Origin of the sequence: Aeromonas sp. A04 (assembly GCF_047780465.1) — a bacterium.
Taxonomy (GTDB): Bacteria; Pseudomonadota; Gammaproteobacteria; order Enterobacterales; family Aeromonadaceae; genus Aeromonas; species Aeromonas bestiarum.
In genome coordinates, this window is sequence record NZ_JBLNHP010000010.1 from 11,881 (window position 1) to 24,299 (window position 12,419).

The window sequence follows — 12,419 nt, forward strand, 5'->3', positions numbered from 1 at the left end:
GCCCTTCACCCCAACTTCACACGGCCCCATCGCCTCTTCACCCGAGCCAGACACACTTGTTCCCGTCAACAAGGAGACGTGTCATGGTCAAACAGATATTCAGCCACAAAATCTTTCTGCTGCTGTTGCTCAGCCTGCTGCTGATGGTGCCGGTGCAATCCATCATGGAGCTGAACCGGGAGCGTCAGGCCTATCGCAGTCAGGCCATCCACAGCATCATGGCCAGCAGCAGCGGTCCGCAGCGGCTGCTGGGGCCTGTCGTGGTGCAGCCTTACACCCGCACAGTCACCGTGGAGCAGGATGGCAAGCGTTTCGAGCGCAAGCTGCAGCTCTACCGCTACCTGCTGCCGGAGCAGCTGGATGTGCGGGCCAGCATGGAGGTCACCCCCCGCAAGCTCGGCATCTATCAGGCTCAGGTCTATCACACCCGGCTCTCCCTCTCGGGGCGCCTGCCCACCGGGCTGAACGGCAAGGCCCTGATAAGCGGCGAACCAGACCTGACCGTCGATGGCGCCGATCCGGCGCTGGTGGCGGGTACCCCCTATCTGAGCCTGGTGCTGTCCGATGCCCGCGGCATCAACAGCGTGCCGGAACTGCAGCTGGGTGAGCAGCGCATCGCCTTCAGCCCCGGCGCCCTGCTGGGTGACGGTCTGGCCGGTATCCATGCGCCGCTCAATGCCCTACCGGGTGAGGGGGACGCCTTTCATATCGAGCTGGATCTGCAGGGAATGAATGAGCTGGAAGTGGTGCCCCTCGGCCAGGACAGCAAGCTGCAGCTGAGCGGCAACTGGCCTCATCCCAACTTCATCGGTGACTTTCTGCCGGGCAGCCGCACCCTCACAGCCCGGGGGTTCGACGCCAGCTGGCAGAGCAGCTGGTTCGCCACCGACATGGAGACCCGTTTCAACCGCATGATGAAGGGCGCCGGCGGCGATCTGCCCGCCTTCAGCGTCAGCCTGGTACAACCGGTGGATCACTATCAGCTGAACGAGCGGGCGGCCAAGTATGCCCTGCTGTTCATCGGCCTAACCTTCCTCAGCTTCTTCATGTTCGAGCTGCTCAGGGGATTGCGGGTACACCCGATCCAGTACGCCCTGGTGGGCATGGGGCTGGCCATCTTCTATCTGGTGCTGCTGGCGCTGACCGAGCACCTCGGCTTTGGCTGGGCCTACCTGATTGCCAGCGTTGCCAGCGTTGCCCTCAACGGTTTCTATCTCAGCCATGTGCTGGGCGGCCCCAAACAGGGGCTCGGCTTCGCGGCCCTGCTCGGGCTGGTCTACGCCATCCTGTTCGGCCTGCTGCAAGCACAGGAGACAGCCCTGCTGCTCGGCGCCCTGCTGCTGTTCGCCATACTGACGCTTGTCATGGTGCTGACCCGCAAGCTGGACTGGTATCGGGTGATGGGAAGTGTCCCGACGCTCCCCGCCACCAAGCAGGAGAGCTAAAAACAAAACCGGCGCCATCAGGCGCCGGTTTGCATTTCATTGATCGGGCATCACTTCTTCTTGACCGGACGAGCCCAATTGCGGATGTGGCGTTGGGGTACCCGGGTAATCACGAGTTCATGCTCACCCACATCCTTGGTAATAGTAGAGCCCGCACCCAGGGTTGCTCCCTTGCCGATGCGAACTGGTGCTACTAATTGAGTATCGGAACCGACGAACACATCGTCCTCGATGATGGTCTGGAACTTGTTGACCCCGTCGTAGTTGCAAGTGATGGTACCGGCCCCGATGTTCACCTTGGCGCCGATCTCTGCATCCCCCAGATAGGTGAGATGACCACACTTGGAACCAACCCCGAGACGGGATTTTTTCATCTCGACGAAGTTGCCAACGTGCGCATCCTGCTCCAGAACGGAGCCGGGACGCAAGCGGGCAAATGGACCGACCGAACACTGATCCGCGACCTGGGCGCCCTCAATGACGGAGTAGGGCTTCACTTCGGTGTGGTCGCCGATCACGCAATCCTTCAGTACGCAGCCGGCCCCGATGCGCACATGGTTGCCGAGCGTTACCTTGCCCTCAATGATGACATTTACATCAATAACCACTTCCTCGCCAATTTCCAAAACTCCCCGTAAATCAAAGCGTGCGGGGTCGATCATGGTGACGCCGGCGATCATCAGCTGCTCGGCCTGCATTTGCTGATAACTGCGCTCCAACTGAGCCAGTTGAACTCGATTATTGGCCCCTTCCACTTCCATGGCATGGTCCGGATGCACGGCGGCGATGGGGCAATTATCCCCGTGCGCCATGGCGATCACATCCGTCAGATAGAACTCGCCCTGGGCATTCTTGTTGTCCAGACGTGACAGCCATTGACGCAACTGGCCGCCGTTGGCCACCAGCACGCCTGTGTTGACCTCGCGAATGGCGAGCTGCTCGGCGTTGGCATCCTTCTGCTCGACAATGCCGACCACCTGGCCGTTGGCGCGCACTATGCGGCCATAACCGGTCGGGTTGTCCAGCACCACTGTCAGCAGCGCCATGCCGTCATCGGCCTTGGCGGCCAGCAGCCGTTGCAGGGTTTCCGGCTGGATCAGCGGGGTGTCGCCGTACAGCACCAGCACGTCATCCTCATCTTTCCAGAACGGGATGGCCTGGGCGACGGCATGACCGGTACCCAGTTGCTGGGCCTGCAGTACCCAGTTCAGATCGGCGGCCTGGATCCGCTCCTTCAGCAGCTCGGCACCGTGGCCATAGACCAGATGCAGTTGCTCGGCACCGACCTTGCGGGCGGTGTCGATCACATGGGAAACCATGGGTTTATTGGCTACCGGGTGCAGCACTTTGGGCAGGGCTGAGCGCATGCGGGTGCCTTTACCCGCCGCCAGGATCACGACATTGAGGGACATAACTCGACCTTTGGAACATGAATAAATACTCGGCGGAGTCTATCCAACGAGTAAAAAAAAAGCGACCCGAAGGTCGCTTTTTGCATCACCGAACTTAACGGTAATTCTTTTTGACGATATCGATAACCCGCAGTTGGGCCATCGCCTTGGCCAGCTCGGTAGCGGCCTGGGCATAGTCGATATCACCATGGGAGCTGTGGATCCGCTCTTCGGCCGCACGTTTGGCTTCCTGGGCTTTCGCCTCATCCAAATCGTTGGCACGAATCGCAGTATCCGCCAGCACGGTCACGGCTTCGGGTTGCACTTCCAGCATGCCGCCGGAAATATACAGCACCTCTTCGCTACCATTTTGCTTGATCAAGCGGACCAGGCCCGGCTTGATGGCAGTCAGCAACGGAGCATGACCGTGACGGAGACCCAGCTCACCTTCGGAGCCTGATACCTGAGCAGATTGCACCCGACCGGAAAAAAGTTTCCCTTCGGCGCTCACCACATCCAGGTGAAAGGAGATCATCTCAGCCATGGGCCCTCCTATCGAGGCTTACAGTTTCTTGGATTTCTCGACGACTTCGTCGATGCTGCCAACCATGTAAAACGCCTGCTCAGGCAGATCGTCGTACTCGCCTTTCAGGATGCCCTGGAAACCACGGATGGTCTCTTTCAGCGGCACGTATTTGCCCGGAGAACCGGTAAACACTTCTGCCACGAAGAACGGCTGGGACAGGAAACGCTCGATCTTACGGGCACGGGCTACGGTCAGTTTGTCTTCTTCTGACAGTTCATCCATACCCAGGATGGCGATGATGTCCTTCAGCTCTTTGTAGCGCTGCAGTACTGTCTGTACACCACGAGCGGTCTCGTAGTGCTCCTTGCCTACCACCAGCGGATCCAGCTGACGGGAGGTGGAGTCCAGCGGGTCAACGGCCGGGTAGATACCCAGAGCCGCGATCTGACGGGACAGAACGACGGTGGCGTCCAAGTGGGCGAAGGTGGTCGCCGGAGACGGGTCGGTCAAGTCATCCGCAGGCACGTAAACGGCCTGGACTGAAGTGATGGAACCGGTCCGGGTGGAGGTGATGCGCTCTTGCAGAACACCCATCTCCTCGGCCAGGGTCGGCTGGTAACCTACTGCGGACGGCATACGGCCCAGCAGTGCGGATACTTCAGTACCGGCCAGGGTGTAACGGTAGATGTTGTCCACGAAGAACAGCACGTCACGACCTTCGTCACGGAACTTCTCGGCCATGGTCAGGCCGGTCAGCGCCACGCGCAGACGGTTTCCGGGCGGCTCGTTCATCTGACCGTAAACCAGAGATACTTTGTCCAGTACGTTGGACTCCATCATCTCGTGGTAGAAGTCGTTACCCTCACGGGTACGCTCACCAACACCGGCGAACACGGAATAACCGCTGTGCTCGATGGCGATGTTACGGATCAGCTCCATCATGTTGACGGTCTTGCCGACACCGGCACCACCGAACAGACCGACCTTACCACCCTTGGCGAACGGGCATACCAGGTCGATAACCTTGATGCCGGTCTCCAGCAGATCGTTGCTGTTGGACTGATCTTCGTAGCTGGGGGCCGCGCGGTGGATGGACCAACGCTCTTCTTCACCGATCGGACCTTTTTCGTCGATCGGATCGCCCAGTACGTTCATGATCCGACCCAGAGTCGATACGCCGACCGGCACCTGGATGGATTTACCGCTATTCATTACTTCCAACCCACGACGCAGACCGTCGGAGGAGCCCATGGTGATGCAACGAACGACGCCGCCGCCGATCTGTTGCTGCACTTCCAGCACCAGACCCAGGCCTTGACCTTCGCTGACGACCTTCAGTGCATCGTACACCTGGGGCACGGCATTCTGCGGGAACTCGATGTCCACCACAGCGCCGATGATTTGGACGATGAAACCGTTACTCATGTCAAATCCTCTAAACCTTTGATAACCCTTGCCTTACACCGCAGCAGCACCGGATACGATCTCTGTCAGCTCCTGGGTAATACTGGCCTGACGGGCCTTGTTGTATACCAGTTGCAGATCGTTAATCAGGTTACCGGCGTTGTCAGTCGCGGCTTGCATGGCAACCATTCGGGCTGCCTGTTCACTTGCCAAGTTTTCTACCACCCCCTGGTACACCTGGGATTCGACATAGCGAATCAACAGGGTATCCAGCAGCTGCTTGGGATCCGGCTCATAGAGGTAATCCCAGTGTTGCTTCTTGGCGAGCTTGCTGTCTTCAGTTACGGGCAAAGGCAGCAGTTGATCGACTCGTGGTTGCTGCACCATGGTGTTGACGAACTTGTTGTACACCAGGTACAGCTTGTCAATCTCACCGTTGTCGTAAGCCTTCAGCATGACCTTGACTGAACCAATCAGGTCATTGACGCTCGGGTTGTCACCCAGTCCTGCGACATGAGCTTTCACCTTGGCGCCGTGCCGTTCAAAGAAGTTGGAGGCCTTGTTGCCGATCAGAGCCAGGTCAACCTTGGCACCTTTCGCGCTCCATTGCTTCATATCATTGAGGGCAGCCTTGAACAGGTTGATGTTCAAACCGCCACACAGGCCACGGTCGGTGGAGACGACTATGTAACCCACTCGCTTGACCTCACGTTCCATGAGGTAGGGGTGCTTGTATTCCAAGTTCCCCTGGGCGATATGGCCGATCACCTTGCGCATGGTTTCAGCGTACGGACGGCTGGCAGACATGCGTTCCTGCGCACGGCGCATCTTGCTTGCTGCCACCATTTCCATAGCGCCGGTGATCTTCTGAGTGTTTTTCACACTCCCGATCTTGTTACGTATCTCTTTTGCGCCGGCCATCTCTTACTCTCCATCAGGTGGCAGCTCGCGCTGCCACACACGCTTACCAGGTCTGGGTTGCCTTGAAGTCATCCAGCAACGCAGTCAGCTTGCCAACGATCGCGTCGTTGTAGTCTGCTTTGGCATTGATTTCAGCCATCAGCTCAGCATGCTGGGTATTGGCGTAAGAGAGCAGAGCGGCTTCGAAGTCGACGATCTTGTTCAGCTCGACATCGGAGAGATAGCCTTTCTCGGCGGCGAACAGCACCAGCGACTGCTGGGCCACGCTCATCGGAGAGTACTGTTTCTGCTTCATCAGCTCGGTCACTTTCTGACCATGGTCCAGCTGCTTGCGAGTCGCATCGTCCAGATCGGAAGAGAACTGGGCGAATGCCGCCAGTTCGCGATACTGGGCCAGTGCGGTACGGATACCACCGGACAGCTTCTTGACGATCTTGGTCTGAGCGGCACCGCCCACACGGGATACGGAGATACCCGGGTCAACCGCCGGACGAATACCGGAGTTGAACAGCTGTGACGTCAGGAAGATCTGACCATCTGTGATGGAGATCACGTTGGTCGGTACGAATGCAGATACGTCACCGGCCTGGGTTTCGATGATCGGCAGCGCGGTCAGAGAACCGGTCTGGCCTTTCACGGCACCATTGGTGAACTTCTCTACGTACTCGGCGTTGACGCGAGCAGCACGCTCAAGCAGACGGGAGTGCAGATAGAAAACGTCACCCGGATAGGCTTCACGTCCTGGCGGACGGCGCAGCAGCAGGGAGATTTGGCGATAAGCTACGGCCTGCTTGGACAGGTCATCATAGATGATCAGCGCGTCTTCACCGCGGTCACGGAAGTACTCACCCATGGAGCAACCGGCATAGGGTGCCAGGTACTGCAGGGCAGCGGCTTCGGAGGCAGAAGCAACAACGACGATGGTGTTGGCCAGCGCGCCGTGCTCTTCCAGCTTGCGCACCACGTTGGCGATGGTGGAGGCCTTCTGGCCAATCGCAACGTAGACACACTTAATGCCGGAGTCTTTCTGGTTGATGATGGTGTCGATCGCGATGGCGGTCTTGCCCACCTGACGGTCACCGATGATCAGCTCACGCTGGCCACGACCGATTGGGATCATGGCATCGATGGCTTTCAGACCGGTCTGAACCGGCTGGTCAACGGATTTGCGCTCGATAACGCCCGGGGCGATCACTTCGATCGGCGAGAAGCCGTCGTTGTCGACCGGACCTTTGCCGTCGATCGGCTGACCCAGGGTGTTCAGCACCCGGCCCAACAGACCACGACCGACCGGCACTTCCAGAATACGGCCAGTGCCTTTTACTTTCATTCCTTCTGACAGACCGTCATAGGAACCCATGATCACAGCACCGACGGAGTCACGCTCCAGGTTCAATGCCAGAGCGAAGCGGTTGCCCGGCAGCTCGATCATCTCACCTTGCATGGCATCGGCCAGGCCGTGAATACGAATGATACCGTCGCTCACAGAGACGATGGTACCTTCGTTACGCGCTTCGCTTTTGACATCAAACTGCGCGATGCGCTGCTTGATAAGCTCGGCGATTTCAGTGGAATTCAGTTGCATGCTCTAATACCCCAATCAAGATTGCAGCGCGTCAGCCATGCGACCCAGCTTACCGCGGACAGAGCCGTCGATTACCAGATCACCGGCCTTGATGAGCACCCCGGCCATCAAGGACGCATCCATGCTGCAATTCAGCTTCACTTTGCGCGCGAGACGTTGTTCCAGAGAAGCCTGAATAGCGGCTTTCTGCTGGTCGGTCAGTTCGGTCGCCGAAATCACGTCAGCCTGAACTTCTTTATCCAGTTCAGCCTTGAACGCTACAAATTCAGCAACGACCGCCGGCAGCACACCCAAGCGACCATTCTCAGCCATTACCCGGATCAGGTTCTGGCCATGCTCGTCGAGTTGCTCACCACAGATACCGACAAAGAGATTTGCCAGTTCTTCGGCAGCGACAGAGCCGTTCACCAGGTTGTGAATGGTCTCGTTCTCCGCTACTTGTGCAGCGAAGCCGAGCATCCCCAGCCACTGGTCAACCGCCTTGTGCTCAACGGCAAACTCGAAAGCAGCCTTGGCGTAGGGGCGAGCGATTGTAGTCAGTTCAGACATAGCCCCGTTCCCGTTACAGTTCTGCTACCAGTTTGTCGACGATGTCGCTGTTGGCAGCCTGGTCGATGTGACGCGCCAGGATCTTCTCTGCACCAGCAATGGCAAGAGCAGCAACCTGCTTACGCAGTTCTTCTTTGGCACGATGACGTTCAGCTTCGAGCTCGGCGCGGCCCTGAGCCAGGATTTTTTCCCGCTCAGTCTGGGCTCCGACAGCAGCCTCATCAATGATCTGGGCTTTACGTTTGTTAGCCTGTTCAATGATTTCTGCAGCCTGGAGCTTGGCTTCTTTCAGCTGATCGGTGGCGTTGGCCTTGGCCAAATCCAGATCTTTCTTGGCACGCTCTGCGGAAGAGAGACCATCAGCAATTTCTTTCTGACGGGCTTCGATGGCTGCCATCAGCGGCGGCCACACGTACTTCATGCAAAACACTACGAAGAAGAAAAAAGCAATTGCTTGGCCGAGGAGGGTGGCGTTGATATTCACAGCCTATGTCCTCTTAGTTAGTTAATGGGTTATGCCTGGGAGTCGTTGAGACTTAGCCAGCAACCGCAAACATCACGTACAGACCCAGACCAACGGCGATCATCGGGATCGCATCCACCAGACCCATCACGATGAAGAACTGGGTACGCAGAACAGGGATCAGGTCAGGCTGACGAGCTGCACCTTCCAGGAACTTGCCACCCAGGATACCGATACCGATGGACGCGCCGATAGCCGCCAGACCCATCATCATTGCAGCAGCGATGTACAGCAGGTCCATGTTCAAGTTTTCCATGAGGATCTCCATTTATTTAGATGTAATTGATTGTATAAAAAGGATTATTTGAGTTGCATCAACCATGGTCTTCTTGTGCCATCGACAGATATACGATGGTCAGAACCATGAAGATAAACGCCTGCAAAGTGATGATCAGGATGTGGAAAATTGCCCAAGGCACGGACAGGATCCACTGTGACCACCAGGGTAACAAACCCGCAATCAGGATAAAGATCAGTTCGCCAGCATACATGTTGCCGAACAGTCGTAGACCCAGAGAAACAGGTTTGGAAATCAACGTGACGGTTTCAAGGATGAAGTTAACCGGGATGGCAGCCGGGTGGTTGAAAGGCTGAAGCGTCAGCTCCTTCACAAACCCGCTGATACCCTTGACCTTGATGCTGTAGTACAGGATCAAGAAGAACACGCCCAAAGCCATGGACATGGTGATGTTAACGTCAGCAGAGGGAACCACACGCAGATAGGGAACACCCATCAACTGTGCAGCGTGGGGGATAAAGTCAACTGGGATCAGATCCATGAGGTTCATCAGGAAGATCCACACAAACACCGTCAGGCCCAAAGGTGCAATGACCTTGTTACGACCATGGAAGATGTCCTTGACGTTACCACTCACAAACTCGACCAGCATCTCCACAAAGCACTGCAGCTTACCGGGCACACCACTGGTAGCGTTGACGGCTACACGGCGGAAAGACCAGATAAACAGAGTGCCCAACAGAACAGAAAATATCATTGAGTCGACATTGACTGTCCAGAACCCAGACCCGACTTGCAGATGGGTCAGATGGTGGGAGATATATCCCTGAGGAGTCAGGACTTCTCCGGTTGCAGACATGAGTTTTCCTAATAGTGGTTGTTAAGCGTGAATGAGACTATCCACTGTACAACGAGGGCGAGGATATAAGTGGCAAAGAACGAGACGGTATCGACCTCGATCCCGGCGCCAAACATCAGGGCGAAAAGTCCTGTTGTAGTAATGAGCTTAATCCCTGCCCCACCATAAAAGTCCCGCAGAACCAGGCCCACACTCTCCTTCGTCACCTTGCGGCGCAGAACCCAGAGCGTGAACAGGGCTTGAGGAACCCAGTACATGCTCCCCCCATAGAGGGAGGAACGTCCGGCAAACGCACCGGCCTGGTAAAACCAGACGGTACTGATCGCCAGGATCAGGACGAGCTGACAAACGAGCATAGCCAAGGCCAGCGTCAAACCTTCCAAGGCTATTTTCTGCTTCACCAACCTACCCCTGAACATTACAGAACTGTAAAAAATCGGGATCCGAAGACCCCGTGTTTACAGCCCTAAAAGCCGGTCAAATTATACCCTTGAAGACAGCTATTGCAACATGGCAAAAATCCTTAATTTTTGCGGCTTTCCGCACAGAATCAAGGTTATGTCCATATCAAAAGGAATGGATGTTTTATTACTACAAAAAGCGTAAAAATCACGTTTCTGACAGGCCAAAATAGCCCAATACCCGGTCCAAATCCGCCAAGTTCTCGTAACTTATTACTAACTTGCCGCTATCCTGTTTTCCCGGCTGAAGTTGTACCTGATTGCCAATTTTTTCTGAAATCTGGCGCTCCAGGTAACCAAACTGGGGATCACGGACGGGTTCAACCCTGGCTTTTGCCGGTTCCAGCGCTTTTTGAACCAGCTTCTCGGTATCTCGCACTGTCAGCCCTTTCTGGGCGACCAGCTTGGCCAGTTCGGACTGGGCCTGGCCGCTCAACGCCAGCAAGGCGCGGGCGTGACCCATGTCGAGATCGCCGTGTTCGACGAAACGCTTGACGTCGTCGTTGAGCTGGTTGAGGCGCAACAGGTTGGTCACAGTAGTGCGGGACTTGCCGACCGCCTCGGCCACCTGCTGGTGGGTCAGCTCGAATTCGGTCAGCAGCCGCTGCAGGGCGACCGCCTCTTCGATGGCATTGAGATCTTCACGCTGGATGTTCTCAATCAGCGCGATGGCGACGGCCGCCTCGTCGGGCACATCCTTGACAATGCAGGGCACCACATCGAGCCGGGCCAGCTGGGAGGCACGCCAGCGTCGCTCGCCGGCGATGATTTCGAAGGATTGCTCGCCGAGAGGGCGTACCACGATCGGCTGGATCACGCCCTGGGCGCGGATGGAATTGGCCAGATCTTCCAGTGCATCCTGCGACATGTCCTTGCGTGGCTGGTACTTGCCGGACTGCAACCACTCCACCGGCAGCCTGCGCAGCTCACCCTGATTGGTGGGGGCCATGGCCTGCTCGGTACGCTGGTCGCTCATCACCTGTTTCTGGCGTGCGGCCGTGCTGGTGCTGAGCAGGGCGTCCAGCCCCTTACCCAGTCCACGTTTTTTCGGCGTCATATGCTCTCTCGGTCTGCGATGGTCACCTGACGCTCCTGCTCCTGGCGGCGCAGCATCTCGCCCGCCAGCGCCAGATAGGCCTTGGCGCCCACCGATGATTTGTCATAGTGCATGGCCGGGGCACCGAAGCTCGGCGCCTCCGCCAGTCTTACGTTGCGGGGGATTATGGTGCGATAGACCTTGTCCCCGAAATGCTGTTTCAGCTGATCGGACACATCATTGGCCAGCCGGTTGCGGTGATCGAACATGGTGCGCAGCACCCCTTCGATCTTCAGCTCCGGATTGACCACGGCTGCCAGCTTGCTGATGGTGTCGACCAGGGCGGTAAGCCCTTCCAGCGCATAGTATTCGCACTGCATGGGCACCAGCACGGAATCGGCGGCGGCCATGGCGTTCACGGTCAGCATGTTGAGAGAAGGCGGGCAGTCGATGAAGATGTAATCGTATTTGTCCCGTACCGAGGCCAGCGCATTGCGCAGGCGGATCTCGCGGGCAAAGAATTCCATCAGGCGAATTTCGGCCGCGGTCACGTCGGCGTTGGCGGCGACGAGGTGATAGCCCCCCGAGGTTTCGGGGATGATCACCTCGCCAATGGGGGCGTCTTCGATCAGCAGCTCATAGGCGGTGCGCTCGACTTCGTACTTGTCGACGCCACTGCCCATGGTGGCATTGCCCTGCGGATCCAGATCGATCACCAGCACCTTGCGCCGGGTGGCGGCCAGGGAGGCGGCCAGATTCACACAGGTGGTGGTTTTACCCACTCCACCCTTCTGGTTGGCTATGGCGATGACTTTTCCCACACTATCCCCTAAATGAAACTGCGACCCTATTCGGGCTGGACATGTTTGAATTCCAGCAGATGACGTTCGCCTTCCAGTTCCGGCACCACCAGTTGATGGGAGGCGACCAGACGTATGTTGGCAGGCAGTTGAGCCAGCTCGGGCCCGGGGTATTGCCCCTTGAGCGCCAAGAAGCTGCCCTGGGCCGACGGCAGATGATGACACCAGGTCAGCATGTCCTCCAGCGAGGCAAAGGCCCGACTGAGTACGCCATCGAAACCCACCTCGGGCCGATACTCTTCAACCCGGGATTTGACGGGCGTCACATTGGTCAAGCCCAGCTCCTGGATCACCTGGCGGATGAAGTTGATCCGCTTGCCCAGACTGTCCAGCAGCACGAACTGCTTGTCCGGATTGATGATGGCCAGCGGCAAGCCAGGCAGCCCAGGGCCTGTGCCCACATCGATGAAACGTTCACCGTGCAGGTGAGGGCTCACCACCAGGCTGTCGAGGATATGCTTGACCAGCATGGCGTCCGGATCACGCACCGAGGTGAGATTGTAAGCCTTGTTCCACTTGTGCAGCAACTCGACAAGCTGAACCAACTGGGTCTTTTGGGTGTCGGTGATAACAATACCGGCCTGCATGAGCAGGCCGTTCAATCTTTCCAGCATGGGGATC

Annotated in this window: 14 protein-coding genes; 1 reads left to right on the forward strand and 13 read right to left on the reverse strand. The window is 57.3% G+C overall.

Annotated elements, in window-relative coordinates; genetic code table 11:
- The first annotated feature begins 83 nt into the window (after window positions 1-83).
- Window positions 84-1,445: a cell envelope integrity protein CreD gene (creD, locus tag ACM3N8_RS20045; protein ID WP_290019393.1), complete on the forward strand. Its 1,362-nt coding sequence runs from the start codon at window positions 84-86 to the stop codon at window positions 1,443-1,445.
- A gap of 50 nt (window positions 1,446-1,495) precedes the next feature.
- On the opposite strand, the gene glmU is transcribed toward creD, so the two are convergent.
- The 13 genes from glmU to rsmG all read right to left on the reverse strand — a co-directional run bounded on the left by glmU (window position 1,496) and on the right by rsmG (window position 12,412).
- Entirely contained in the window at window positions 1,496-2,857 is a 1,362-nt protein-coding gene (gene glmU / locus ACM3N8_RS20050; RefSeq protein WP_098981246.1) for a bifunctional UDP-N-acetylglucosamine diphosphorylase/glucosamine-1-phosphate N-acetyltransferase GlmU, read from the reverse strand.
- Between the two features lie 94 nt (window positions 2,858-2,951).
- A complete protein-coding gene (locus ACM3N8_RS20055; RefSeq protein WP_043135298.1) occupies window positions 2,952-3,380 on the reverse strand; it encodes a F0F1 ATP synthase subunit epsilon in 429 nt (142 codons plus the stop codon).
- A gap of 18 nt (window positions 3,381-3,398) precedes the next feature.
- Window positions 3,399-4,787: a F0F1 ATP synthase subunit beta gene (gene atpD, locus ACM3N8_RS20060; protein WP_042037168.1), complete on the reverse strand. Its 1,389-nt coding sequence runs from the start codon at window positions 4,785-4,787 to the stop codon at window positions 3,399-3,401.
- Window positions 4,788-4,820: 33 nt separating this feature from the next.
- A complete protein-coding gene (gene atpG / locus ACM3N8_RS20065) occupies window positions 4,821-5,687 on the reverse strand; it encodes a F0F1 ATP synthase subunit gamma (RefSeq protein ID WP_043135297.1) in 867 nt (288 codons plus the stop codon).
- 43 nt (window positions 5,688-5,730) lie between these two features.
- Window positions 5,731-7,272, reverse strand: a complete 1,542-nt coding sequence (atpA, locus tag ACM3N8_RS20070; protein WP_043557317.1) for a F0F1 ATP synthase subunit alpha — start codon at window positions 7,270-7,272, stop codon at window positions 5,731-5,733.
- Window positions 7,273-7,287: 15 nt separating this feature from the next.
- Entirely contained in the window at window positions 7,288-7,821 is a 534-nt protein-coding gene (gene atpH, locus ACM3N8_RS20075; RefSeq protein WP_043557318.1) for a F0F1 ATP synthase subunit delta, read from the reverse strand.
- A 13-nt stretch (window positions 7,822-7,834) separates the two neighbouring features.
- A complete protein-coding gene (gene atpF / locus ACM3N8_RS20080; protein WP_042873489.1) occupies window positions 7,835-8,305 on the reverse strand; it encodes a F0F1 ATP synthase subunit B in 471 nt (156 codons plus the stop codon).
- 52 nt (window positions 8,306-8,357) lie between these two features.
- Window positions 8,358-8,600 carry a F0F1 ATP synthase subunit C gene (atpE, locus tag ACM3N8_RS20085; RefSeq protein ID WP_005307205.1) on the reverse strand — a complete coding sequence of 81 codons (243 nt, stop codon included), beginning with the start codon at window positions 8,598-8,600 and terminating at the stop codon, window positions 8,358-8,360.
- Between the two features lie 58 nt (window positions 8,601-8,658).
- A complete protein-coding gene (gene atpB / locus ACM3N8_RS20090) occupies window positions 8,659-9,441 on the reverse strand; it encodes a F0F1 ATP synthase subunit A (protein WP_042873491.1) in 783 nt (260 codons plus the stop codon).
- A gap of 8 nt (window positions 9,442-9,449) precedes the next feature.
- Window positions 9,450-9,860 (reverse strand): ATP synthase subunit I, encoded by a 411-nt coding sequence (locus tag ACM3N8_RS20095; protein ID WP_010635593.1) that lies wholly within the window; start codon window positions 9,858-9,860, stop codon window positions 9,450-9,452.
- A gap of 190 nt (window positions 9,861-10,050) precedes the next feature.
- Entirely contained in the window at window positions 10,051-10,959 is a 909-nt protein-coding gene (locus tag ACM3N8_RS20100) for a ParB/RepB/Spo0J family partition protein (protein ID WP_043557320.1), read from the reverse strand.
- Window positions 10,956-11,759, reverse strand: coding sequence for a ParA family protein (locus ACM3N8_RS20105; protein ID WP_416016530.1), 804 nt, complete (start codon window positions 11,757-11,759; stop codon window positions 10,956-10,958). Before ACM3N8_RS20105 ends, ACM3N8_RS20100 begins: the two co-directional genes overlap by 4 nt.
- Before the next feature lie 26 nt (window positions 11,760-11,785).
- Complete coding sequence (gene rsmG, locus ACM3N8_RS20110; RefSeq protein ID WP_043557321.1) at window positions 11,786-12,412, reverse strand: 16S rRNA (guanine(527)-N(7))-methyltransferase RsmG; 627 nt, start codon at window positions 12,410-12,412, stop codon at window positions 11,786-11,788.
- Window positions 12,413-12,419 lie beyond the last annotated feature (7 nt).